The sequence below is a fragment of the Natrinema hispanicum genome (assembly GCF_004217335.1).
Classification (GTDB): domain Archaea; phylum Halobacteriota; class Halobacteria; order Halobacteriales; family Natrialbaceae; genus Natrinema; species Natrinema hispanicum.
Genome location: NZ_SHMP01000004.1, coordinates 677,730 through 702,536 on the forward strand (window position 1 = coordinate 677,730; position 24,807 = coordinate 702,536).

A 24,807-nucleotide genomic window follows, 5' to 3' on the forward strand; every position below is an offset into this window, starting at 1 on the left:
CGTTCTAACTGTATTCTTAGACTTGCTCTGATCAAACTGTGTGGCAACACGGCCGATATACTCCGATAATACTATAGTAAGTTAGAAACACCAACCAACTGACGTGCTCATTCAGCATTACATATACAAGATGGAGGACAGAAAATGGTTGGAGTAACCAATCTGCTGCTTGCTGGTATCGCAGTCGCTATTCTTGGGTGGGGCTTCGAACGATATCGGACGCGTTTTGTGAAATCTGATCTCCTGATTGCGGGGGTACTTGCATTCGGAATCCTGGTATTTGTAATGCTTCCAGGTGTGTACGACTCCGTCGGGAATGTACTCGATATTGAACAGCGATTCGTTTTGCTTTCGCTACTTGCCCATCTCGTTACGCTTGCTATTATTCTCTATCTCTTAGCGACGATTCGTGACACAAACGCCTGCTTTTCTGATCTCGTTCGAAACCTCTCTGCCGAGCAAGCGCCGCAGACGGACGGTGGAAAGCGAACGATCTTCATCGTCATCCCAGCCTACAACGAGGGCGAGACGATTCGGTCAGTCGTCGAATCGCTCCCGGAGACGATCCGTGGCTACGCCGTCCAGCCGGTAGTCGTCTCCGACGGGTCAGCCGATGACACCGCCGCAAACGCGGAGTATAACGGGACAATCGTCGTCGAGCATCCGGTTAATCAGGGCCAGGGAGGTGCGCTGAAAACCGGGTTCCAGATCGCGCTCGATCGAGGCGCCTCGATCGTCGTGACGATGGACGGTGACGGCCAGCACCCGGTTGACGGACTTGAGCAGTTGGTCGCGCCCGTGATCGAGGACAAAGCGGATTACGTGATGGGATCGCGGTACAAAGGTGAGGACTACTCCGGCAACGGCCTCGTGCGCGAAAGCGGCATCCAGGTCTTCACTCGGTTGATCAACGTGCTGACGAAGTCCGATATTACGGACTGTACGAACGGGTTCCGCGCGATTCGGGCCTCCGGGCTCGAGGACATGGAGCTGACCGAAGAGCGGTTCAGTGCCCCCGAGCTGATCATCGAGGCACGGAAAAACGGGATGCGGATTCAAGAGATTCCGATTACGATCGAAGAGCGCCAGGCCGGCGAGACAAAGAAACCACAGCTGATGTACGCTGTCGGGCTGACACGAACGATTTTCACGACGTGGATTCGATAGAATCGAGTATTTCCTCAATCGCGACACCCATCTCTTGGGCAATTCGTTTGGAGTCATTGCGGACACTCACACATTGTTGGGCATTAGAACCGAATTGGTCCGCGAGGCTGTTGTTCGATAGTACCTGTGCTACTGCACGGGTGAACTCGCCCTGCGTATCAGCGTCAACAAGAAGGCCCGTTTCTTCGTGAGTTATTTGTTCGATCATGCCATGATCAGCATTTGCAACTACCGGTAGCCCTGCTGCCATCGCTTCAGAAACCACATTCGGACATCCGTCGATATGCGAGCAGTAAACGAACACGGATGCGGCAGCGTACAAATCAGCTACATTCGGAACAAACCCAGCGATAATGATTTGGTCACGTATCGTTTCGGGAACAATCCGATTAACGTACTGTCGTAAGTCATCTAAGTACTGACCGCCGCCAGCGATAACGTAGGTAATATCTGGGTTGACCCTTAGCAGGGGCTCTAGCTCCTGAAGCAAGTAATAAATTCCTTTTACTTTACCTTTGAACCGAAGGTTCGTGACAGTAAGAATTATACGTTCTGCCTCTTGACCGATGAGCTCACGGCCGCTCACTGGATCTCCGTCTCGGTACGACGCACTGTCGATCGGAACCGAGACGCGTTTCACTCGTTTCGATGGCAGACCAGTCCGGTTCGCTACGAGCTGCTGTAGCTCGGTGGAGACGACGAGGTACCCGTCCGCGTTCGATCCGAATACTTCGTTTATCCCTATCTGGCCGACTCGAGCGACGGCAGAGAGGAAATTTTGATCTCTGAGGTTCTGTCGTAGTTCTTCGTAATTTGTCTTCCACATGTCCCCACCTACTCGGATCACTACCGGGATGTCTTTTACTTGACCGAGGGTGAGTACTGTCGCACCGAGTCGTCCGGGATAGTTCGACAGAAGCACATCCGGCTGGTTCTTGTCAATACATTTGCTTCCCTTTCGGAACAAATACGGATATTTCGACATTCCGTCTCGATCCGAGATCGTGATCACCTCCGAATTTTCGAGGAATGACAGTGGCTCCGATATTTTCGACGAACGATCGTCTGCGAAACCCATAATCCGTGGATGCTCAGTCATCGTTCCATAGCCTCCGGTACAATTTCCAGTAGCTTTCACACATTGCGTTCTTGGAATATCGTTCTACGATGTTTGATCTCGCACGCTGCCGAACGTCACTGCCGGTCCTGAAAAATGAATCGATCGTCCGCGCTAGCGATCGATCGTCGTTCGGTGGAACAGTTTCACCCACTTCGATGAGCTCTGATGCTGCGCCCACGTCCGTCGAAATAACCGGCAGTCCACATGACTGTGCCTCTAAGAGTACCGTCGGTTGTCCTTCCGATAGGGACGGCAACACGAACAAATCGTGACTTCGGTAGTACGGAACGACGTCCGCTTGATACCCTTCGAATGTAACGAGGGTATCTATCCCTAACTCGATACACTGCCGTTCGTATTCGTCTCGCTTCGTCCCGTCACCGACGATCGTGAGGTGATACTTGTCATCGGTGCCTCGAGAAAGTCGTTTCATGGACTTCAGAAGCGTCGGAATCCCCTTTACCGGATCTAACCGTCCGATGAATAGCAATTCAGTCGTCTCAGTCTTGTCTCTCGAGTCGTTGGGAGCCGGACTGAATTTCTCAGTGTCGATCCCGTTCGGAATCACTGATTGTTTGTCGGCCGAAACATATGGCGTAAGTGGATCGAGCAGATAATTTCCGAGAGCGACGGTACGAGTCGCCGCTTTGAACGTCGCTCTGCCTAGTGTGGCCGTATAGGACCGTCCGATAAGATCGACGAGTCGACTTCCTGACGTCCAGTTCACGCCTGGGAGCGAATCGACGGTCACCACAGAGGGAGTGTTACGACGGGCCGCCTCTATGACTGCAGTCGCACAGACTGGATAAAAATAGCTGTATACGTGAACGAGATCAGAGCGGTCGATCAGGTTCGAAAGTTGGCGTAAAAAGGACGGAGTCGGCAGCGTATATCGAACACCGGGTACGTACGCTGCGTTATAGTATTGGTAAGTCACATTCGCCGCTTCGGTAATTCTATGTTCGCCGTCCGACGGGGTGAGAACAGTTACATCTGCTTCCGGAGATAACCCCGTGCTAAGCGACTCGATACCCGTCCGCAGCTGCATAGTCGGATTGACATAAAGTATAGATGGACTGGAAGTCACGTTCCAAAATATAATGTTGACGAATATATATGCGACGGAATTTTCATTATCCTAGTATCATTTGAAAGCCTGGTTCTTAGTGGTGCAAACGCGGTACAGCCAGTAATTCCCATTTGAGTAAACTTGATTTGTCGAATTCAAGTAATCAAGTTCTTGGTGGGTATACTTGCCTCCCCCAAGTTCCCGAATCCTGTTTTTATCTGACGCCGTAACTGCCACGTAGCCCAATTGGGTCTGCGACTGGCACAGGCTTCCGTTTGCAAACTGTGACGGAACCGGGTTGTACAAACTATCTGGACCATACGTAACGTTTTCAGCGCGCACCATCCCCAGTCCATCCCGACTCTCTTGGCGACCATACAAACCATCTCGGTAGCGGAATGCCGGACTATATAGTTCTGCCATCTTTACATTATCTTCTCGATAAGTGAATGAAGTTTCATAACCTTCCAATTGGGACTGTGGTATATCTCCTGTCGGCTTTGCTGTATAGGGCGAGCGATGGATTGTCGGTGCGGAAACCAGCAATATTATCATTCCAACAATCAGCAACCGATTTCGGGTTATGTGTTTAGTGAGTGTTGATTGATTTGATGCCAGCCACCCGATCCCCATCGCTGCGAGAATCGTCCCGTAAACAAGGACATGACCGGAGTACCGGAAATACTGCATCGAATGACCTGCTACTACGTAGAGGGTAACAAACAGAGTGCCTACAACCCCACCGATAGAGAGTAGGATTGCATGCCGGTGGTGGCGTCGTGTTTGGTACGTCCTCAGCGCAACTATAGAGACGGCAACCATAATCGCTCCGAACAGGCCGATGAGGACTCGTGGAGCAAGAACACGCAGAATAATAACTGAGATATTCGCACCTTGATCTGCCGCGGCCGACATGTCTCCTGCAGGCGATAAACTAAACATTGCAACGAATACCCGCTGAATAGATTTTAGAAACCATGTCTGCATACTCATCCAAGTAGCAAACAAAATTCCGAACACCAATATGAGACTAAGTTTGTCTGATTTATCGCGGGCAAGTATGCAAACAGTCGCGAAGGGTAAAAAAACCATCGCTTGTTGGGGATGATAGAAAAGTAATGAAAGAAACGTTATAATGGCCAAAATAGTCCCTCGATCGGTTTTTTCAGTAAGTTTGAGGGCAGTATAAATTGGGAACGGAAGAAAGAGGAGTGCGCTAGTGGTCGGGTTCGGCTGTAAGACCGGGAGCTTCACTGTTAGCAGTGGAGCAAGCGAACAAGCGATAAAGACGATAAGAATCGTTTTTTCCTCGCTATAGTATTGGCGAGGGATTATTATCATTCCTAAAATAAAACAGATTGCGAGCAATAAAAGTAGTAAGAGGAGCGTATGACTCGCCGATAGTCCGAGAACTTGGCTGGTAAGAGCAGCGTAGTGGTGAAGTGCGGGATAAAACGTATCAAGTGGGCTGGCTGTTCCATTGAGTGTGCTAATTGTCCATCCGAGATGAGTGAGCGAATCATGCTGACCAAGATAGCGGTACCCACGTATCCACGGAAGCAAGATGATTAGTGCGGTGAGCATAACAATGCCAGCTGCTGCAAGCGACTGTTTTGGTCGAGTAGCGATGAGGCTGACCGTGACAAAAGCGAGAAACGCTAGTAGAATTAAGGCCCACGCTGTAAGTGGAGTTGCTTGGTAAATAGAAAGTTCGGGCGGAGATCGGTGTTGGCGTGCAAGTAGGGTAGCGAATGCGGTGGTAGAGAGTCCAATGATGAGGATGACCTGAACAATTTTTTTCTGTTTCATTCTCTACAGATTTATATTTGTCTACGCTGGATCACTGATGTGGCAGTTCTTAGACTGGAACGGGTGCGCGGTATTGATGTCTTCATGCTAGATAGAATGTCAATCGCAAGGGGAATCATGTTTCTTTTGATGACGGTTCTAGCGTGCTTGGATATGTATACAGATGTTACAATCCACACTACATAGTGTATCCAAGATCCGCTAGGTTTTGTTCCACCTGATCGAAATCAATCTCTTCCATACTATCCTCAGGCGAATCAGCAACTATGTCCTTTCGTTCGTCTCCTTCCAGAATGTGCCATGGGACCTTAACAAGGTCTGTAAGGTAGTGTGCTTCCGGGTGACCATAGCGTTTGACCGGAATCGGATGACCTCGTTGACCGAATATTTCACCGTGGTCGGCGGTAATTACGGTGCGCCCTTTTAATTCATCAAGGAGAGAGTCAACCTCGTTAACCACTAGATTAAGATTCTCCTCATATGCCTGGATAACATCGTCTTGGGAGACATCTGGAAGTTTGGTAACCCGTTCCAATTTTCCGGCTCCGCCATCAAAATCAGAGTCCCCCAAATATGGTTGATGTGGTTGCATAAAGTGGCCAATAAGCCGCTTATTTGGATACTCCTTTGCTGCTTCGCGAATGGCATCTGCAACTGTTTCCGGTTTCGAGGTTAAGCCGTTTGCTGCATCGCGTTCAACAAATCTAAAATCGTGCACAGAAGCATTGATATCGTCTTTTAGTTTTGCGAACCATCCGTTTGCTGAGATATACACTGTATCATAAAGCTGTTTATCAGAAAAATTCCCTCGTATAAATTCAGAACTGGTACTGGCACGAGAGGTTCGGCTTTCTAACTTCCCTGGTAACTGAGGTAATGCAATATCCTCGAATGTATCGAATCGACATGCATCAAAAATTAACAGGTTATCCCAATCTTCGCTGAAGACATCAATACCTCTCGGATTATATCGACATCCGTTCTTTTTTTGGGTGTATAATCTATTTATTTCAGAGAGTAATAATTGTGGATTTTTAACTCCTGCCAGTATCTGTTTCGAAGTGTACATATTTATACAATTAAGCAGACACCACTTAATGTCTTCGCTCTTCAATAGGAGATGGTGACACTGCTAGGTGATTTCGGCCCTCTAATAGGACTTAGTGTACTTCTGAAGGCATTGGTCTTTAGCTGCACAGCAAGAGCAGCTCGAGGACCAGCACGCCTCAAGCGATACAAAAACGCACATACACCGTCCAGTAAACAGAGTAGTGCAGGTGGACCATCTGGGAACGACGATAGTGACGAAGAATAGAAAGAAAACCAGGAAGACAACACTGCGACGCTGGCACCGCCAGCGACTCATCGCTTGGACGTACATCCGTTCTAGTTTCGCAGAACGTACTGTCGTCTGATTGAATATCATTGGAACTACTGGCGAGAAAAATTCGGTGGAAGATGTGACCTACAACCCCGGATTCGGTGATTGGATCTGATTCAAAGAACTTCCATCTGAGGCACTGATGGGATGAAAGCCTGCTAAGTTCCCACGCATGGATGAAAGACTGGGGTGGCAAAGGCTGACAACTAGACAGCGCACTTAGTACCCTTCCATCCCATCAGTGACTATGTGAGAGTTGAAACAACTTTTCTAACATTCACTAATCCTAAAATTTGGATAAGGAGTATCCAGATTAGACCACCAAGAAAAATTGAGATAAATAATGATATTACACCTAAAGAAAAGTTGAGAATACCATATACGGGAATAGATATTGCTATTGCAATCCCGATAGAATAAAGTAGATTACGGAGTATAAATCCAAATCTTAACGATAATTCAAGATTTATTATATATACATTCGCAAGCGTATATAACGAGTGTGTAATAACTGTAGCGATAGCAGCACCCACGATCCCAATCAAAGGAATCAAAATAATGTTGAGTAGTACGTTCAATACTGCCGTAATAAGTTGAATTATTGCACGTGACCTCGCTCGCCCGAGATAATCAAGGCTCGTATTGGTTAGTTCTGTGACTGACTCTAAAACAATATATAGTGAAAATACATGTAGTATCGGGACTGCACCAAGGTATTCGCTACCGAAAACAAGCTCTATTAGTGGTTCAGCAATAAGTATGACTCCTGCACTTATTGGAATATATAGTAAGAGCCCATAAGATAGAGAAGTTTCATAAATACGTGCCGCAGTATCTGAATCTCCATTAGCCTTCTGCGAACCATACATAGGTGATAGAGTAAAACCTAGCGAAGCCATCGGCATTTTAATAAATTGGACTATTTGTCTTCCAGCTGTATAGAAGGCTACTGCACTTGGATTGAGAAAGAATCCAATTAATACCATATCAATTCGCTTGTCAAGTACAGTTGCAGTATTTGTTGCGGTTAATGGAATTGCATATTTGATAATACGCCGTCTGAGATCTGGCTCTCTTGGATTTTTTTCAAATCCGCGATAAAATGAGATATATATGAATAATAACCCTCCGGTAGATACGAGAGCTGCACTTATGATATATCCCAAAAGAGCACCTATAACGTCGTAACCTAGCAAAACAAAACCGACTGCGAGAAAAAGTCGACAGGTTCGATCGGCGGCATGAACCGTAGAAGATAGCTCTACTCTCTCGAACCCTTGTAAAATAAAACGAACATATGAGAGAAGAGAGCTAAAGCCAATAAAAAGTGCTCCAAGCGCTAGAAATGGACTTAATTCAGGTCTACCAATGAGTTCGGCAATATGTTCTTTACCAATGAAGAGAACAAATCCAGTGAGGAGTATAGTTAGGGCATTAAGTAGGAAAGAGGTTTTGAGAATATAGGGAATTTGATCTGCATCCGTTTCTCTGTATTCTGCTAGGTACCGACTAGCGGATCGTGCGATTCCAAGTTTGCTGAATAGCTTGACTATCCCGTATATTGAGATTGCTAAAAAAAGCAAACCATATGAGTCCGGCTCTAACAAACGCGCGAGTAGAACTGTCAAAATAGAACTTGAAATAGTTGCAATAACCCGACCTGAGAATTCGGCTTTAAATTGATCAGCTAACTTTGACGCTAGACGCATTATGTACAACTGTAGTTGATGGGTAGTTTAATCTACTGGTTTTCGGGATATTAGTTGGTATAGCCACTACGTAAAAAATAGTAGTCTCAATGGTGCAGTAGCAAAACAGAACGGCCGTGAATCGTTATGCATAAGATCACTCACGTCAACCTCTCTCGAGGTACGCAACTCCCCAATCAGTAACCCTGTAGTAGCCGCGTTTCTCGTCGGTCTTTTTGAGTAGTCGAGCGTCCAAAACCGATGGGGCGCATCGACCGAGACCGACAGAGATGCGACCCTGAGCGACGACTCGCAGACGATCCGAGCGGGCCTCGAGACCCTCAACGAACTTGCCCGGACGCTGTTTGAGGAGACCTAGCCGCCGCACCTGAGCACGCTCGAGGGACCTGACGACAATACCGGAAGTGATCTGGATGAGTGACGCCCTCAAGCCCCGACTCACCACCCTTGTCGATCGCGTCGACCGACTCGAGCTGCAACTCGAGCGCAAGGACGAGCATATCGATACGCTCGAGGCTCGACTCGAGGAGCACGACAATCGACTCGAGCACCACGAATTCGAAACCGATCGCTTAGAAGCCATCGTCGAGGTCACCCACAAAACGCATGGGCGCGAACAAGGCCCGGATCAAGGGACTACAAATCCGCAGACTCAAGAAGAGAGCCCACCTCCAGACAGACACCGTCGCCCCTCACGAGATCCATATCGTCGGCGATCATCTTGAGAATTTCACCAACGCCTACGGATAACGCTGACCACAGACACATCACACCACTCGAGAGTCCTCACTCTCTGCGATACGCCATAACACCACCAGTGCTGCTGTAGGACAGATCAGTTACTCGTGAATCTCTCGCCTGTGCTGTCGTCGCCAGTCCCGACTCGAGACGATCCAGTGGTTCATTCAAGAGCACGAATTGTTACCAGAAGCATCTAATATTCATTTAGGAGGGTTCGACCATCTTCTCTTCATTCCGTTAATCACTGTGGACAGTTGTCGTCTCCAGTATCGATACTCGAGGCCGTACTCGGAAGTGACCGCCGAAGACCGCTCGAGAGACCCACCTATAGCTAACCAACCACCAAACTAACCGCCTGCGTGATATGTGGGCGCTGTGTGCTGAGAGATTGATCCTCTCTCGAGGGTGTATTCTACCGGATGTCTATGGGTGACTGTGGACGCCAGCTGTCTCCGGGGCCTGTTTTAGTTCACTCGAGCCAGATGTCTCACCGGGGATCTCTGCATCGGTGGGGAGTATCAACCGCCGTTCGGTGTACTCGAGACCGTTCTTTCGCTCGGTCCGTTTGCGAACCGCAACACGATGATTCGACAGGTCGAGCATGGCGTCTATCGTCCGGGAGACGAGCTTCTTTGCGTATGTCTCGCTTGTCCCTGGCTCTTGCCGGCGAATCCAGTGTTTCAGGTCACTCGCTTTGACGCACTCTGCGATATCCTTACAGCCGGATTCCCATGGGGTGTCGCCAACGCTCGAGTCAGTACGTGCTTTCCACAGCTTTGCGGCAAGCCGTGTCGGAAGAGCATTCGCCGTCGAACGAAGCATTTCCCCGTCCATCTGCGCGAGTTGCTGGATCGGAAGCAGGTCACCGTGGGCGAGTGCAACGCTACCACCACGTTCAAGCGGATCTTCCGATTGAGGAAGTCGATAGTAAGTGTGACCGTCGTCTTTCGTGATCCGTTCGAGACAGTCACCATCGACATCGATCTCGTGATGATCGACGGTCTCCGTGAGGAGATGAGCACCCTTCTCGAGTTCGCGGGCCTGAAGTTCCTCGATACGCTGTTTGTTCGCTCCTGATCGCTTACGCGCAGCATCTGTGAGTGCGTCAAGCCGAGTAGTCGCTTGCTCACAGTCTTCGAGACGGTCGTGAAGTCGGTCGTTCCTCTCTTGCAAGTCCGCCTTCTCGTCTTCAAGTCTCTCGAGTTTGTCTTGGGTCTGTTCGAGATCGCCTTCGAGCGTGTCGACGCGTTCGGTGAGTTGTCTGTTCTGCTCACAGAGGTCGTCAATCACTTCTACAAGGGTGTCGGGAGTGATCCCACCGTGTTCTGAGAGCTCACACATCGCCCTCACCTCCTTCGAAATAGGTTCGAGCGTGGGGTAGTGAAGTCCCCTCTCCGTCGTCACTGACAAACGAAAGTTCCTCGAGATACTCGAAACCAACCTCTCGCCATTGAGATTCGCATAGTTCGAACTCGATGCGCGCCCATGCGTACTCGCCGTCGGGTTGTGGCTCAAAGACGAGCTTTCGCATTGGGCCATGCACAGGCGTCCACTGAAGGGAAAGTTCGTCCATTATCGAACCTCCTTAGCCTGCTCGAGAAGTTCACAATAGGCGCGCTCGAGATCACCCGGCGTAATCGGATGCTCGAGTTCGAGTGTAATTGTGACTCGGTTCTCATCGGTCATCGCCGATCACCCTCGTGCATCTTGGCGAAGATCGCCGTGACATCGATGTGGACCGGACGGTCTGTCCAGCCTCTGACCGAGTCAACGTACGCGATCCATCTATCGCGATCCTCGTCTCGCTCGAGTTCTTCGATATGGTCGGCTTCACCGCGGACACGAAACCAGTACACTCCCGCATTCTCGGGAAGAAATCGCTCAGCACGGTCTGGCGTCACGTAGACGGTATTCGTGGCCTCATCGACGTGGTGGTGAAAGCCTTCGCCGTCCTTTCCGAGGTAACCGTAGTAGCTTCCCGATTGCTCGAGAATGATGATGTCTTGCTGTCCATCCGAAACGTCTACTGTAGTAGATGTCGTAGTTGCCATTGCTGGTAGCTCCAGCACGGGGTCGGTGCCTGAAACACCGGCCTCAATTCCTACTGAGGCATCCCGTACTTGCTATCTAATAGGAAGGCGTCTACCTTAGCTTTTGTGCAATATGCACATGCTTATGTGGTGTTCTTAGCAACAGTTCTAAATGCGTATTAGTGGAATATATGCACATGGCGGCTACACAAGAGAACAAATCAATGGATCCTGACGATCTTAGACCCGCTGACGAGGCAATCCTCAACGAATTAAAGGGCGGTCGAGTAACAAAGGGTGCATTAGTAGACTGGACCGGCTATTCGAGAAATACCGTTTACAATCGTCTTGAAGTCCTTGAAGCCGCTGGCTATGTCAAATGTGTCCATGATGGTACTCGGCTGTTCGAGCTTGTCGATGATCCTCGAAATGGGAATGAGTGACATCTGTAATAACAATGTCACCGCGATAGATTCCGAATCCTCATCCATTAGTCCAGTCAGTCCTCGTCGAGATGGGCGGATTCTATCTCGACGGCGGTGACGGTTACGGCTTGTTCGCGCACTCGGCCCCGAGATAGATTCAACCTCGATCATCGACTTCGTTGATTCGCGGGTTGTTCGGATCAACTTTCATAGTGGTATCTTCTACGACTCACTGCCGAATGAACTCCGCCAATTATCACCCACCGACTCTTCGAGGCTCAGATTTCGTCTATTTGAACACGGTCGAGCAACGAGAATCTCGCCAATCTCAGAACAGCTATTTTGACCGCCCTCTCAGATAGCGGAACAGCCAGCTATTCGGAAACTATTATGTCGGTTCAGCTATGAGTGAGTTGCTCAGGGGAGATATCAGATGCTCGAGAAAGAAACAATCGAGAGCGATCGTGCGTGGGAAATCTATTGCAACCGCGGGACAATCTGTCCAGAATACGCCGCTGAAATAACCGAACGTCGACAACTTTGTCAAGAATGGGCTGCTGCCGGTGAGCCACTTAGGTGATTGCCGGAGACCGCACCTGTAACGGAATAGGGATGGCCGAGAGCGTCCATCTCGAGTTCCCACAGGGCCTGTCGGATTCGGATCATGATTGGCCACCTTCTGTCTGGAACTCCACGAGGAACTGGGGCGCCGTCGACCAGCGCTGAATACTCACTACTGGCCTGCCTGCGATATTGGTGGCCCAACCTTACTCTGGGATGTCCTCTCGACAAGCGATACAGAGATCGCCCTGCCACGAAACGGTGATTTGGATCTCGCGCTCGGCGTCACAGCGCGGACAGTAGGCGATTCGTGTCGTTTCGTCGTTAGTCATTGCTTCGTTCCTCCATCCCCCGCCATATTAGGCGGCGCTACACAACCGGCAAGCACCCACGGCTTATATTTTACTCAATTATCTATCAGTGCAGTACTCGTCGACATCCCGCCAGCGTGATCAGCGCCAGACAAACAGTCCCCACCGCGGTGGGCGTGCAAGCCACTTCCACGCGGTCAGCGCCAGCGGGAACCCAAACACGTATCAATTGCTACTTGTCTTGCTTCTGTATCATTCACCATCTGACGGGTTGTGTCCAGACTGCGAGGAGCGGCTGTTCACGCGGGCCGACGGGGAGCCATGGTTCCTCACACTACGTCCAACGTCGCGACACGGCTGCCGACGACTGAGCGTTACGGCGACTAAGACGATGACGGCCATCCGGCGGTGGACCGGCGCCCGCTGTGCCGACTGGCCGGTCCCGCTCCAGGGGTGGTCTATATAGCACTTTACTGACAACATAGCAACCTACATACATTAGATAGCCAACGCGTTGCGTACAGATGACCACCCAGCATCCACCAGAGCAAACGTGTCCCCACTGCGAGCGCCACGGCACGATCCACACCGACAAACCGTGGTTGCCGGCTGTCTGTCTGGCCTGTGGCTGCCTTTGTTGACGCCAGCCACTCCCCGCTGCCCCATCACGCGGCGGGGCAGCCTGCCTGCCCATCGTGAGCAAACCGGCTGCGAGAGTAGTGGTCGGGCCCGTCGCCAAGCCGAGTGCCGGCGGCCCGGCCACACCAGTCGCGGTCAGGGTACGCGCCAGCTGTCCCAGTGGGCCGGCGCTCGCCAGCGCGAGGTGACGATTGCCCGGCGACGCCTATATCGGCAGCGCAGCGCGTCGAGACAGTGATCGTCGGCGATCGCCTTGCCGACGTGCGCTTCTATGTCGCCGCAGCATTCCCAGATCAGGTGCTGACACTGCTCCAAAACCACCAGCCTGACGATGGACCCATTGGATGCGGCCGACTCCGCGTGGCCTGTTGCTGGGTTGGCCCGCGAGTTGGAGTGCCGCCTCGCATATCGACCATCATCATGATTCCTTATCGCGACCGAACACCGGGTGGTTCCCGACGACTGCGCGGTTCTGGCTCTTCGCACACCGTTGCGCTTCCTCCAGCTACTCCCGGATAGCCCACCTGCGTGGAGTTACTCGTCGGCTGCGTCTACCGGTACGGCTGATTTGTGTATCTCATTACAGATAGTCACAACAAATCCAGCAACGGCTCCGTTTAGAAATAACCCATAGAGATCGACGCGTCCGATCCAACTCACATAAAAATGGTAGAAGAAAACTGGAACGGTTATCACTATGAGGATAACCGAGGGGATTTTATGGCTTATAAGTCCACGTAGTCGGTCCGAATATTCTGACTCGCACTCGGTTCGTTGCACGCTGTCGCCGTGCTCTCCTACATGGTGGATGATCAAATATAGTGTCCCACCGACGAACAGACCCCCAGCGGCGCTTTGGATCGGTGCGATCAGTGGAAGGTTGATTCGTTCCAATGTATCTACTAATGGGAGTACAAATAACAGAAAAAAGATTGAAAATACGACGGCGGCATATCTCGCAGTAGGCCGCTCATTCAGCTTTCGTTTGGTTATTTTGAAAAGATCCTTTTTCTCCGTGTGGTCAACTGGCTGATCAGGGATCCAGGCGGTGATCAACTTTGGGATCGTTCGTGCTCCTCTTTTACCATATCTGACCATTAGTCCGACAAGGCACGTTGAACAGTCAGAAGCCATGTCGGTGACCAAGTTAGTGGATTCTGATAACAGATTCGATTAGTCTGTTCTATAAGCCGTGCCGACGTGGCGGCCTAATCGGTCGCTGACAGCCGGGCATACTCGGTATCAGGAACTGGCTGGACTGGTAGCTTATAGCCAGCTTAGATGTGAGTTGTTGGGCCCCAGCCGAAGTGACACCAAGACAGATAGGTCTCCAGCATGATTCGTGATACCCTCAGTGGCAGACTCAGCATCTCCCTCTCTGTCTTGCGACGGTGCAACCCGTTCCAAGGCACCGGATGGGTCCGGTGCGCAGGTGCTACGTCAGAGTGGCGTGCCACCAGACTGTTGGCAGACTTTGTGTCACTGGTCTGTCGATGTGGTTTTAGTTGCTACACGGCGTGCACTGATACCGCCGTTAGAACGGATCTTTCCTGAACTTTTCCGTCCCAGTCGCTTTCGTCTTCGACAGTGATCGTCAGCGCCCAGGTTGCCGACGTGGTCTGTCTTGTAGCCGAGGAACTCCCGGATCAGCTGCTGACACTGGTCGAAGACCAGCAGGCCAACCGCGGCTTCGTCGCCAGCCGCCGTCTCGGCCGCGGCCGCGGTCCCGTTCGCGCTCTCGGTCGCTCGCGAGCCGCCGGTCCCGCCCGGCACGCCACTCATCGTCATGATCACCTTCTCGCGGGTGCCACCGGTGAGATTGCCGTCGGCCTCGAGGCGGTTGCACACCTCCACGATCCTCCCGCTTCAGTCGCGACCCCGTCGCTTGCCCGGCTGGGCGCGCTCGCGGTTACAGTCGCTCGTTCCGCGCGGTTTTGCGGTGTCAGCGAACCAGACCCGCCCATCCTTGAGGTGGTGCTTGAGCCCGGCGCCCTCGGCTCCGAGCACACCCGATCCGGACGCCCGCATGCCGTCCGCGCGCACCGCTCGAGCCCGATCGTGTTCGAGGATTCAACGGACATCTGAGAGCGGCTTCCACAGGCAAAGTGGCACTACCTAAAACAGCGAGAGAGTCTCGCCGTTTACCGCGGGCGTGAATCGCGTCACTCGACGACGCGAACCACCGGTTACTCCCCGGCCGAAGTCTCCAAGTCGTCGGCGGCGTGGATCAACATCCCGCGCCACGTCAGACCGTGTTCGTTTTTCACGCGTTTGATGCGCTCATACTGTTCGTCGTCGGGGACTTCGATGTTAACGTAGTTCGACACAGTGCCTACGAGAATCCGTAGATTTATGTTAGTTACGCTCGTGCACAGAAGTAGCGATGAAGCGCACCAACGAGTTCGAAGTAGTTCCCCAGTCCGACGCGGACGAGGAGTTGCTTCGACGGCACTTGGACGCTTCAGCCGCTCTCTGGAACGAGATCAATTATCAGCGCCGAACCAACTTCGAGGACACGGACGGCGACGTTTGGGAGCTCGACGAGTACCGCGGACGGTACGGCGGTACGCTCGGCGCGTCAACCGTTCAGCAGATCGAACGCAAGAACCGCGAAGCGTGGCGCTCGTTCTTCGCACTCCGAGAGAAGAGCGAAGCTAACGGCAAGCCCGGCTTCTGGGGCAATCAAGACGAGGGTCGCGAACTGCGGACGTACATCCGAAACACGTCGTACTCGGTCGAATGGGGCCAACACTCTCGGCTCGAGATTCTTGTCGGCCATGACCTGAAAGAAGAGTATGGTCTCGGGTACCAAGAACGACTCCGACTCGAAGTTCGGGGCGAACCCAACTGGAAAGAGTACGACAAACAGGGCCGATTGGAACTGTATTACGACGATGTGAGCGAGACGTTCAGAGCCTTTCAGCCAGTCACAATCGACAATTCTCGACTGGCACAACCACTGGCGGACGAAACCGCCGCTCTGGACATCGGCGCGAACAATATCGTCGCCTGTACGGTTTCAACCGGCGAGCAGTACCTGTACGAAGGACGCGACCTGTTCGAACGGTTCCGCGACACCACGCACCGGATTGCCGAACTCCAGTTGAAACTCGAGGAAGGGCAGTACAGTTCGAAGCGAATCGACAGGCTGTATCGGCGTCGGACCCGACGACGCGACCATGCACAGGACGCGCTCTGCCGGGATCTGATCGAACGCCTGTACGACCAAGGCGTCTCCACGGTGTATGTCGGCGATCTCACCGACGTACTCGAGACGCACTGGTCTGTTCGGACGAACGCCAAGCTGCACAACTTCTGGGCGTTCAGGCGATTCGTCGGACGGCTCGCCGATACCGCCGAGGAGTTTGGCATAGCCGTCGAAGTCCGCACGGAAGCGTGGACCTCGCAGACGTGTCCGAACTGCGGCTCAACCAAGGACACAACGCGGCATCAGGACACGCTCACCTGTCGTTGCGGCTTCGAAGGCCACGCGGATCTCGGCGCAAGCGAGATGTTCCTGAGACGGCACGAAGAAGTAGCACGGCCGATGGCACGGCCCGTGTGCCTCAAGTGGGACAGCCACGACTGGCTGGAGTCACCACGCTCTCCCCGGCCCAACGAGGAGCACACGAACCCGCAAGTTGCCTCCGTGGACTCGGCGTAGCCGAGACTCCCAGCGAGAGGAAACCCCGGCATTCACGCTGGGGAGGATGTCATGGGCGGTTCACGCTCGAGGACGCCGACGCCCGACTCAAAACCGGTGGCGCACCGCTCGAGCGGGGGGACCGGGTGACAGCGTTCGGCACCCTCACGGCCGAGTCGACCCTCGCCGTCGAGCGCGCGCTGACGCGCGACCCGGCCGAGACACGTTACATGCTCGTCGTCTCGGCGCTGGGCGGGCTCTTGGTCGTCGGCCGGTTCGTCCGCCACTGGCGCGTCGACCGGACCGCGCTCGCGTTCGTACCGCGCGAGCGATCGCGTGGCGACCGCCCCGACGACGACGGCCCCGATAGGCGTGGTGCACGAGCGTGCGAGGGCCGGGCCGACCACTCGGCCACGACCGACGACCCACGGACCAGCACTCACCGCGACCAGCGCAAGCGAACTAGGGGCGGAGGTGGGCCGCGTGCCTGACATCTTGACCCACGTGCTCGTCAGCTACACCCTCGGCACGCTGCTCTCGTTTCGCTACGCGTGGCTGCGCCCGGCTCACGTCACGCTCGTCATGGCCGGCGCGCTCGTGCCAGACCTCATGAAGATCCAGCTGCAGGTGCCGGACGAGTTTGTCGCTTGGGTCCTCGGCGTCCCGTTCACCTGGAGTCCGATCCATACCCTCGTCGGCTCCGCGCTCGTCATCGGCCTCGGTGGGCTCTTCGTGGCGCCGGCCCAGCGTCCCCGCGCGGTCGCCCTGCTTGCGGTCGGCGCCGGCTCCCACCACGCCCTCGATCTCCTGTTGCTGACGGCGTCGGGCGAGGCCTACGCCGTCTTCTGGCCGCTGCTCGACTATCGCCCGCCGGCGGGGGACCTCTATCTGAGCAGCGACCGCTGGCCGGCGGTCGTCGCCGGGGTGAGTGCGTTCTGCGTCTGGCTCGTTGCCCGCCGGCGGGATTCGGACCTGGCACCGCACGAATGAGGCCCGTCTCGTCACGGCCGGGACTCGAGACGTCGCACTGCGCTATTTCAACGTGAGGAGACCCGCCACAAGAACCTCGCGCTCGAGATTACTGCCCCGCAATACCCAGCTAGGCGTAGCGGAGCGCATTGAGGCAGTGATCATCGGCGGCCGCTGTGCCGACCTGCTCTTCTTTGTAGCCGCAGAACTCCCAGACCACTTCCTGGCAGCGTGCCGAGACGAGCAGCCCAATATGGCCCTCGCGAGCCGTGGCCGTGTCGACAGTCCGCCTCGGCGTCGCCGATATGGTGGATGACTGGATCCGCCGGCGTCCCTTGGTCTCTCAGCATGCTGGTTCTCACCGCCGAGACGACACGCTGGGCTGACGGCTCTGGAAAATCGGGACTCGCTACGATTCCGTGTCGACAAGTTCTGCTTCGCCGTGGGTCTCGTCAATGGCAGTGACTCGGACTGTGGCTTCGATTGCCGCAGTATCCGCCTCGAGAAAGAGGACGAACCCGCTCTCCGTTTTGCAGACGAGCGTGCCGTCGGCTTGCTCGTCGACGATGTCGACGGTGACTTCGTCACCGGGATCTGGTTTCCCGCCGAGGGATTCACCACATCGCCAACAGGCAGTGTCGTATGCTGTACTCCCTTCGGGGGCGTTGTTTGCCCCGCAGCGAGGCGTCTCACATTTGATGAACGAGTCGTGCGTTCTCGGCTGGTAGCGTCCCACACCGCCTCGACGCGACAGTTCGCTAAAAACGTGCTGCTGGACCAGCGACGTGGGCGTCGCGTGACCGGCAATGGCGGCGCTTGGGTCTTGGTCGCCGACCAGCGGCACCAACCTCTGGAGAGTGGTGACAGTCGGCCGCTTCCAGCCCCACCGCCAGCAGCGCAAGAGGCTTGTATCCTGTTCTGTTCCCGTCCGTCGTCGGTCACCAGCGGTTTCGGTGGCCGTCCAGCGACACCATCTCGACCGTGCTGCCGCCGGTCTCGGCGATCGAGCGGATCTGCGAGCATCGGCACCAGCCCAGTGCTGGACCGCGCTCCATCTCCCGGTGCACTTGGCTCGCTGTCCTCGCTCATCGACTGGGATACCCGGGGCCGACAGTCAATTGGCCCTCAAGTCGGGGACGTTGAACGTGAACGGCGATTACACGCCTGCCGAATTACTCGGTTAGAACGGGAGTCCACTGACAAGCCTCGGGGCTTGACCCCGAGGTGGTTGACGTGGACAACGTGGAGTTCGACCCCGTACGCGTCGGCGAGTTCGCGGGCTTGTCTGATCACTGATCGCGCTCGGTCTGACTGATCAATCGCTGCAACAATTGGCATACCGGTCAACTTTCGTCGAATAACAACTTAGGTCTGTGCTACGTCATACCATGGTGTGGGGTTGCCAACGAGAGGGAGGACAGTTCAGCATCCTGCTGATGGTCATGATCACTGTCTCCTAGATGGCCACGTCCAGATTCCTGTCGGCTTCGGGGCAGTTGCACCCCTCGGCGATCCTCCCGCTTCGGCCGCGGCTCCGTCTCTCGCCCGGCTGGGCATGTCGATCTGGGTAAGCTCACGATCACAGTCGATCGTCCTGCGTGGCTTTGCGGTGTCAGCGAATAGGCCCGCCCATCCTCGAGGTGGCGCTCGAGCCCGGCGCCCTTGGCCACGAGCACACCCGACTCGGCCGCTGGCGTGCCGCCCGCGAGCACCGCTCGAGCACCTCGTTACGCGCGGACAATGATGTGGTCCCTGATGTCTTGGATGCAACTGATGGGAACGAGGAGTCGGCCGTCGTCGGTTGTTTCAAAGTCCGCTGACTGACTCGAGAATCGCCCGTGGGGGTCGACGACGAGATGGTCAAGCGTACCCGATTTGACGTGCATTATGATATTGTGTACTATCCCGACCTCGCTGCCGTCTATTCCTACGACGGATTTCTGTCGAAGATCGCTTGCGAGCGGCTCGTCCATACGAGACTGACACAGTTATCGCCAGTAAACTATGTTCGTCATTAAAGCAAATTGCAGTCATAGAACAGTCTGCTATACCGAATTTACGAGCTGGTAGACACAGGGATACACGACTGGAGTATGTGAGAAGCAGGTTCCGCCAGCGACGTCAGTGCCCACTTGAACTCACCATCACTACGCCCACACGCGTACCACAACCACATATTTTATGTTATAATATAAAATATCCTACTATATGTACAACTCGGTAGTACCCTGTGTCCCCAAGGTCTGTGCGTATCTCACCCGGAATGGCCGCGAGTTGCTCGTGTTCGAGGGACCCGGCCATGATGGACTCCAGATCCCGAAAGGAACAATTGAGCCTAGCGAATCGCCACGGAATGCACTCGAGCGCGAAGTCTGGGAAGAAAGCGGCCTCGCGACACTCCAAGACGTAGAACACCTGACGAGCGATGTCTGGACGCGCCGGCGTGCACCTCCCAAACGATACCACCGGCATTTCTTCCATGCAGAGGTCGATGTTGACCGAGATACGTGGACACACGTGGTGACTGGTGATGGGGAGGAACAGGGCGCCGAATTTACCTATTTTTGGCTTGAGTTACCCACAACTCGAGAGTTCGCCCTCGCCCTAGACGACTATGTGCATCTTCTCCCATAGAGACAATCGATTAAAATTGATAGCGCAGACTCACATCTTCAGGCACGAGAGGAGGTCAAAGTACTGTGGCTTCGGTAGTTGATCCACACCGACGCTCGAGTTCGATGGTATACCCGCTTTCGAACTCGGCCAGCTTGTTGTTCATTTCTGTTCGATAGACACCGCGACGCTGACCGAGATAACCAGCACAAATATATTGACATGAATGGAACAGCCTCTATGAGAGGAAGTTAGTGATAATGAGTGATACCAATGAATTAATTCAAGCATTAGAATCTGCTGAGGATCAACTCGCTGATGCCGAAGATGTTGTCTGGAACGTTAGTACAGAACTCTGTGATGAGGAGACAGAGCAGTCACTTAATGAGCTGGTGGAGGAATTGTGGAGCGTCCAGAATCACATCACAGAAATTAAAGAAACTGTACCCGAGGAGTGAACTCCCTATCCCACTCGCTCCATTGGGTTGTGACCTCTATCATCGGATTATATGAAACAACATGGCACACGGCGTGGCCTCGGTGAAGCCATCCACTGTGAGTACCGCACAGCCGCAGCACAACGGGTATTACGTACGCTGTCACCTACAGCTATTGCTCCCAGTTATCATTAATTATAATAAAATTTTACCAACAGGTTTATTCCACCGCAATTTGAATTCGAAGGCGGCGGGGAGATGATTCTGTCTTCGCCCGACAGCATCCGTCTCACTCCGAGAGATACGGAACCTCGCCGTCACACCTGAGATCAGTTCACTGTGTACCCACCCTCAACTGATCTCAGTCCCACCCGATTGGCACACCACCTCTCGGATGGGGGCTCCAACGCTGGCCTCTGGCCGGCGTTTCTCAAGACACGTATTAGTCGATGGTGACCTCGACCTACGAACCTCTCACAACAGCGGAAGGATTTTATTCATAGTTTCAAAATGTTCATCTATGCGGACAAGTGCCCTTCAAGTCGTCAGCGTTTGTCTAATCGTCCTTGCCTCTGTCTCGCTTGCCGCCCCAGTGGCATCGGAGTCAGACTACGATCTCGAGGTCGTCGATTCGATTTCGACCCCCGAAGAGACCATCGAGATCGAAGGAACAGAGTATCCGGTTGACGGTGTCGGTGTCATCAAACCGGGCGAACCGATCGAAATCGAAGTTACCTCTCAAGAACAGTATAGTATCTACCTCTACAATACAGACGAAAAAGCTGAGTTCAGTAACGTATGGACCGCGGACAAAACCCGTGTTGCGATGGGTACCGAAGATGACGCGCTCGATACAAGCACGCTCGAGCCTGGAACGTACATGCTATCCTTGGAACCTCGAGGACAGGGTCGACAAGCAGTGTATCCCGTGGTCGTCGAAGAGTTCGATCTCTCGGTCGATCATCCGACATCCGCAACAGTCAATGAGGAAATCAACGTTACTGCATCGATCGAGCCGACGGATGCAGCAACGAATGTAGACACTGTTGATGTGGCGATCTGGAACGAAGCTAACGACGATGGAAAAAACATCACGTTAGGCGCTGAAGGTGACGGAACATATAGTACGACTACCAATCTCAGTGACTTCGATGAAGGCGAGTATCATGTTTACGGTGCTGTACAGGGTGACGAGGAAGCACAGGGATACCCGACCATTGTCGCGATCGATAACGGAGAGACGCTCACGGTAACAGCTGACGACACGGATGAAGATGATGGAACCGGCAGCGGCGGAGGGAGTAGCGGTGGTGGCGGTGGCGGTGGCGGTAGCGGAGGAGTTGCTTCTCCGGACGACAGTGTATCCGAAGACGATACTAACAGTTCTAACAGCAGTACCGATCAGTCAAATGAATCTGTGGATGACGATTCGGTAACCGAAGACAGTTCTAACGAGAGTGAGACGGATACGAATGAGACGTCCGTCTCAGGGTCGGACACCGAGAGTGAGAATGAGACTAATTCTGACAACGAGAGTACCCAAGAGACTCCTGGTCAGGATCAGGTTCTCAACCCAAACAACGACACTGAGACATCTAATGAGTCGACTAACACAGATACCGACTCGGTTGGTACCCCGGGTTTCTTCCCCGTGGTAACTGTCTTTGCATTACTTCTGGTTGGATATCGCCAGACGCAGTAGCTCTGAGATAGCAAGATCGATAGAACAACCACTGTCCGAACTCGAAGCCGGTATCCGTTTCCAGTTTGGATTTGTTTGCCGGACATTCAAACCATCATAAAGAGAAAATTGTGTCTTAATCTACAATACTCATGTTAATGGAGTTTCATTCCTGTTGGTCCTTCCGGCCTTCAATATCCATATCATACTTTCAATTATATATCGTTTAATTTTCAGCCAGTATGACTTGTCAACCATACCTAAATATTAAGTTGTTATTCATTATTCGTTAGAATAGTGTAACTAGATTAGGTGATGGGGGGACTTATGCACGAGAATACGACGATCAGATCAATCTATTGTCCACATTGTGGTACTGAGCGAGAAGTTCAGATTACCACTCCGCGGCAAGGGGAGAAGACAACGACTCGATCTGCCTACTGTCCACACTGCGACGATGACCGGGATATCCGAATCACCGTCCCATGGCAGGCAGATATATGTACCAGTTGCGGACAGAACGTTGGTGACGGGATGAATTGATATCGGTACACTCCACCGCAGTACGGTGACTGACCGGATAGCAAGTGGTTGAAACTATGCCGATAACTGCCAACGACAGTGTTCGCCGATAAGCGACTCGAGGAAATACTGAGTCTGACCCGAGGTAATTCACTCGGTAGTGTTAAATCTGTGGAGTTTATTTTATTGAGATATGAAACGTCGGCCTGTCATTGCGCTATTATTCAGCGCTATGATGCTCCTCAGCCCGATTGCAGGGGTCGTGGGAGCCTCGAGTGGGACAGCTTCAACCTCATACCAATCGATAGCGGCGAGCGACGGAACAGACGACTCATACATCGACGTCACCGAGAACATGAGTGTCTGGGACCGCTCAGCACTCTCACTACGGGCAAATACGAGTGCGAACGGTGCAGTGACCGTCGACAATCTCTTCTTGAGCGCACAAACCCCACGGGGGGACGTGTCGTCAGGTGATATGGATCGTGCTACGCTTGCTGTCTTCCAGACTGGAAATGAGGTGACACTCTCCTTTGGAGAAAACGTTGACACGAATAATGTTCCTACCGACGGTGCTCAGCTTCTAACCGCGCATATCGAGGAACAAACGAGTGCCACACCGACGACTGGACGAGAATTGCTTAATGAACTCTCGAACGAAAATATCGAGAATCTCAACCAGAACGCTTCATTTACGGAGAAGAGCATCGATCTTAGCGGTGATCAAGAGCTAGCAGCCACGCCGGACAATCCCGGACACTACGTGTACGTGCTTGCGACAGGCGGTAATCTAAGCACGTCTAACGGAGAGCTCGAAATCAACGGTGAGACAACGATTCTTGGAGTCGAACAACTCGCTGCGCAGGATACCCCATCCGAGGTCTCGGTTTCGCCTGACTCGCCAGAGCCAGGCGATACTCTGACTTTTGATGTTAATGCGACTGAATTAGACGGCGAAACGTCACACGCTGTTAGCTGTCTATGACGAGTCGAATTCACTACGAGTCAGATGACCGTCAATATCTCAGAGCAGCTGAGTACAGATCTCTCTGCTGAGAACGTGACTATCAAGCATGAAATTAAGGAATTCAACGGGGTGCAAAACCTCACAGATGATGTCTCGATAGTCAACCAAAAAATCGGAGAGCAGACCGGGACAGGCTTAACTCAGTTCGGAGATGTTGTTAGTTTCATTGCAAACGAAGGTGACGTCGATGAGATTGAAACAGAGGTTACCGGAGAAACTACTCTCGATGCCTCTACTACTGCAGTGAAAGGTGGTCCTGAAACGTCGATTGACGGTAGAGACGTATGAGAACTGGATGGAAGGTGACTATCGCTGGATCCACATTGCAACCGGCTCCTCGAGTGATCAAGTCCAAGTGAATACTGGTACGACGACGATTCAAGCCGATACCACCAACGGAGGCGGCGGTGGTGGCGGTGGAGGCGGTGGCGGTGGCGGTGGCGGCGGTGGCGGCGGAGGCGGTGGTGCCCCCAGGCGCACCCGGTGAAGATGAGCCAGATCAGCAGAAGCCGAACGCCGCAATCGCAATTGACCCCAACCCGGCCGCAGTCAACGAGACAGTTACTTTCTCTGCTGCGAAGTCGACGGATGAAGATCAGGACATCGTCGATTACGAGTGGAAAATAAATAAAGAGACGCTTGAAGGGAAGACCGTTACCAAGACATTCAACAAGCCTGGTGAGTATCCAGTCAAACTCACAGTCAGAAATGAAGCCGGTGAGACTGATACTGCAACAGCAACACTGACCGTTAAGAAAGATACAAAAACTGACCCTGAGCCTGACGAACCCAAAGAACCAGATCAACCTGATGATCCTGACGAGCCTGACGAGGATCGAGGCTTACTGCCTATCCCTGGGTTTGGAATGAGCATCGCTATTGTTGCACTCTTATCAGTTGCGTTGCTCCTGTCTCGCCGACAAAACTGACTACCAGAGCTCGTTCTTCTTTCC

At 53.1% G+C, this 24,807-nt stretch carries 28 protein-coding genes; 12 read left to right on the top strand and 16 right to left on the bottom strand.

The window, feature by feature from the left end:
• Positions 1-144: 144 nt before the first annotated feature.
• A complete protein-coding gene (locus BDK88_RS10235; protein ID WP_130500319.1) occupies positions 145-1,167 on the top strand; it encodes a glycosyltransferase family 2 protein in 1,023 nt (340 codons plus the stop codon).
• Here the strand turns inward: BDK88_RS10235 and BDK88_RS10240 are convergent.
• The 5 genes from BDK88_RS10240 to BDK88_RS10260 all read right to left on the bottom strand — a co-directional run bounded on the left by BDK88_RS10240 (position 1,148) and on the right by BDK88_RS10260 (position 8,255).
• A complete protein-coding gene (locus tag BDK88_RS10240) occupies positions 1,148-2,305 on the bottom strand; it encodes a glycosyltransferase family 4 protein (protein ID WP_242611642.1) in 1,158 nt (385 codons plus the stop codon). The genes BDK88_RS10235 and BDK88_RS10240 overlap by 20 nt on opposite strands.
• Positions 2,259-3,335, bottom strand: coding sequence for a glycosyltransferase family 4 protein (locus BDK88_RS22300; protein ID WP_394342673.1), 1,077 nt, complete (start codon positions 3,333-3,335; stop codon positions 2,259-2,261). The genes BDK88_RS10240 and BDK88_RS22300 overlap by 47 nt, the downstream gene beginning before the upstream one ends.
• 96 nt (positions 3,336-3,431) lie before the next feature.
• Positions 3,432-5,165, bottom strand: coding sequence for a hypothetical protein (locus tag BDK88_RS10250; protein ID WP_130500322.1), 1,734 nt, complete (start codon positions 5,163-5,165; stop codon positions 3,432-3,434).
• A 178-nt stretch (positions 5,166-5,343) separates the two neighbouring features.
• On the bottom strand, positions 5,344-6,234 hold the full coding sequence (locus tag BDK88_RS10255) for an alkaline phosphatase family protein (protein ID WP_130500323.1): 891 nt from the start codon (positions 6,232-6,234) through the stop codon (positions 5,344-5,346).
• 557 nt (positions 6,235-6,791) lie between these two features.
• A complete protein-coding gene (locus tag BDK88_RS10260; protein WP_130500324.1) occupies positions 6,792-8,255 on the bottom strand; it encodes a flippase in 1,464 nt (487 codons plus the stop codon).
• 413 nt (positions 8,256-8,668) lie between these two features.
• On the opposite strand from BDK88_RS10260, the gene BDK88_RS10270 reads away from it, so the two are divergent.
• Complete coding sequence (locus BDK88_RS10270) at positions 8,669-8,980, top strand: hypothetical protein (protein WP_130500325.1); 312 nt, start codon at positions 8,669-8,671, stop codon at positions 8,978-8,980.
• 439 nt (positions 8,981-9,419) lie between these two features.
• On the opposite strand, the gene BDK88_RS10275 is transcribed toward BDK88_RS10270, so the two are convergent.
• From BDK88_RS10275 to BDK88_RS10285, 3 genes are all read right to left on the bottom strand, one after another.
• Entirely contained in the window at positions 9,420-10,337 is a 918-nt protein-coding gene (locus BDK88_RS10275) for a hypothetical protein (RefSeq protein WP_130500326.1), read from the bottom strand.
• Complete coding sequence (locus BDK88_RS10280; RefSeq protein ID WP_242611643.1) at positions 10,330-10,569, bottom strand: hypothetical protein; 240 nt, start codon at positions 10,567-10,569, stop codon at positions 10,330-10,332. The genes BDK88_RS10275 and BDK88_RS10280 overlap by 8 nt, the downstream gene beginning before the upstream one ends.
• A gap of 109 nt (positions 10,570-10,678) precedes the next feature.
• Positions 10,679-11,047 (bottom strand): hypothetical protein, encoded by a 369-nt coding sequence (locus tag BDK88_RS10285; RefSeq protein WP_130500328.1) that lies wholly within the window; start codon positions 11,045-11,047, stop codon positions 10,679-10,681.
• Positions 11,048-11,250: 203 nt separating this feature from the next.
• On the opposite strand from BDK88_RS10285, the gene BDK88_RS10290 reads away from it, so the two are divergent.
• Complete coding sequence (locus BDK88_RS10290) at positions 11,251-11,469, top strand: helix-turn-helix transcriptional regulator (RefSeq protein WP_130500624.1); 219 nt, start codon at positions 11,251-11,253, stop codon at positions 11,467-11,469.
• A gap of 525 nt (positions 11,470-11,994) precedes the next feature.
• On the opposite strand, the gene BDK88_RS22065 is transcribed toward BDK88_RS10290, so the two are convergent.
• The 5 genes from BDK88_RS22065 to BDK88_RS21170 all read right to left on the bottom strand — a co-directional run bounded on the left by BDK88_RS22065 (position 11,995) and on the right by BDK88_RS21170 (position 15,289).
• On the bottom strand, positions 11,995-12,117 hold the full coding sequence (locus tag BDK88_RS22065; RefSeq protein ID WP_277613471.1) for a hypothetical protein: 123 nt from the start codon (positions 12,115-12,117) through the stop codon (positions 11,995-11,997).
• A gap of 101 nt (positions 12,118-12,218) precedes the next feature.
• The gene (locus BDK88_RS22070; protein ID WP_277613472.1) at positions 12,219-12,344 is read right to left on the bottom strand and encodes a hypothetical protein; all 126 of its coding nucleotides are present in this window, start codon (positions 12,342-12,344) and stop codon (positions 12,219-12,221) included.
• A 2,097-nt stretch (positions 12,345-14,441) separates the two neighbouring features.
• Positions 14,442-14,816: a hypothetical protein gene (locus BDK88_RS10295; RefSeq protein ID WP_130500329.1), complete on the bottom strand. Its 375-nt coding sequence runs from the start codon at positions 14,814-14,816 to the stop codon at positions 14,442-14,444.
• A 12-nt stretch (positions 14,817-14,828) separates the two neighbouring features.
• Positions 14,829-14,990, bottom strand: a complete 162-nt coding sequence (locus tag BDK88_RS21165; RefSeq protein WP_165396943.1) for a hypothetical protein — start codon at positions 14,988-14,990, stop codon at positions 14,829-14,831.
• A gap of 158 nt (positions 14,991-15,148) precedes the next feature.
• Entirely contained in the window at positions 15,149-15,289 is a 141-nt protein-coding gene (locus BDK88_RS21170) for a hypothetical protein (protein ID WP_165396944.1), read from the bottom strand.
• A 56-nt stretch (positions 15,290-15,345) separates the two neighbouring features.
• Here BDK88_RS21170 and BDK88_RS10300 point away from each other — a divergent pair, with 56 nt between their 5' ends.
• The 3 genes from BDK88_RS10300 to BDK88_RS10310 all read left to right on the top strand — a co-directional run bounded on the left by BDK88_RS10300 (position 15,346) and on the right by BDK88_RS10310 (position 17,595).
• Positions 15,346-16,626 (top strand): RNA-guided endonuclease InsQ/TnpB family protein, encoded by a 1,281-nt coding sequence (locus BDK88_RS10300; protein ID WP_130500330.1) that lies wholly within the window; start codon positions 15,346-15,348, stop codon positions 16,624-16,626.
• 125 nt (positions 16,627-16,751) lie between these two features.
• Positions 16,752-17,096, top strand: a complete 345-nt coding sequence (locus tag BDK88_RS21550; RefSeq protein WP_207225270.1) for a hypothetical protein — start codon at positions 16,752-16,754, stop codon at positions 17,094-17,096.
• On the top strand, positions 17,089-17,595 hold the full coding sequence (locus BDK88_RS10310) for a metal-dependent hydrolase (protein ID WP_130500331.1): 507 nt from the start codon (positions 17,089-17,091) through the stop codon (positions 17,593-17,595). Before BDK88_RS21550 ends, BDK88_RS10310 begins: the two co-directional genes overlap by 8 nt.
• 388 nt (positions 17,596-17,983) lie before the next feature.
• Here the strand turns inward: BDK88_RS10310 and BDK88_RS10315 are convergent, their stop codons facing one another.
• The 3 genes from BDK88_RS10315 to BDK88_RS10330 all read right to left on the bottom strand — a co-directional run bounded on the left by BDK88_RS10315 (position 17,984) and on the right by BDK88_RS10330 (position 19,547).
• Positions 17,984-18,310, bottom strand: coding sequence for a TRAM domain-containing protein (locus BDK88_RS10315; RefSeq protein WP_130500332.1), 327 nt, complete (start codon positions 18,308-18,310; stop codon positions 17,984-17,986).
• Between the two features lie 389 nt (positions 18,311-18,699).
• The gene (locus tag BDK88_RS10325) at positions 18,700-18,912 is read right to left on the bottom strand and encodes a universal stress protein (protein ID WP_130500334.1); all 213 of its coding nucleotides are present in this window, start codon (positions 18,910-18,912) and stop codon (positions 18,700-18,702) included.
• A 389-nt stretch (positions 18,913-19,301) separates the two neighbouring features.
• Entirely contained in the window at positions 19,302-19,547 is a 246-nt protein-coding gene (locus BDK88_RS10330; RefSeq protein WP_130500335.1) for a PRC-barrel domain-containing protein, read from the bottom strand.
• 235 nt (positions 19,548-19,782) lie between these two features.
• On the opposite strand from BDK88_RS10330, the gene BDK88_RS10335 reads away from it, so the two are divergent.
• The 6 genes from BDK88_RS10335 (at position 19,783) to BDK88_RS21765 (ending at position 24,783) form a co-directional block, all read left to right on the top strand.
• Complete coding sequence (locus tag BDK88_RS10335; protein WP_130500336.1) at positions 19,783-20,208, top strand: NUDIX hydrolase; 426 nt, start codon at positions 19,783-19,785, stop codon at positions 20,206-20,208.
• A gap of 239 nt (positions 20,209-20,447) precedes the next feature.
• Positions 20,448-20,645: a hypothetical protein gene (locus BDK88_RS10340; protein WP_130500337.1), complete on the top strand. Its 198-nt coding sequence runs from the start codon at positions 20,448-20,450 to the stop codon at positions 20,643-20,645.
• 373 nt (positions 20,646-21,018) lie between these two features.
• Positions 21,019-22,326, top strand: a complete 1,308-nt coding sequence (locus BDK88_RS10345; protein ID WP_242611644.1) for an MSCRAMM family adhesin SdrC — start codon at positions 21,019-21,021, stop codon at positions 22,324-22,326.
• A 733-nt stretch (positions 22,327-23,059) separates the two neighbouring features.
• On the top strand, positions 23,060-23,812 hold the full coding sequence (locus BDK88_RS21755; protein ID WP_242611645.1) for a hypothetical protein: 753 nt from the start codon (positions 23,060-23,062) through the stop codon (positions 23,810-23,812).
• A 24-nt stretch (positions 23,813-23,836) separates the two neighbouring features.
• Positions 23,837-24,142 (top strand): hypothetical protein, encoded by a 306-nt coding sequence (locus tag BDK88_RS21760; protein ID WP_242611646.1) that lies wholly within the window; start codon positions 23,837-23,839, stop codon positions 24,140-24,142.
• Between the two features lie 122 nt (positions 24,143-24,264).
• Positions 24,265-24,783 carry a PKD domain-containing protein gene (locus BDK88_RS21765; protein ID WP_242611647.1) on the top strand — a complete coding sequence of 173 codons (519 nt, stop codon included), beginning with the start codon at positions 24,265-24,267 and terminating at the stop codon, positions 24,781-24,783.
• Positions 24,784-24,807 lie beyond the last annotated feature (24 nt).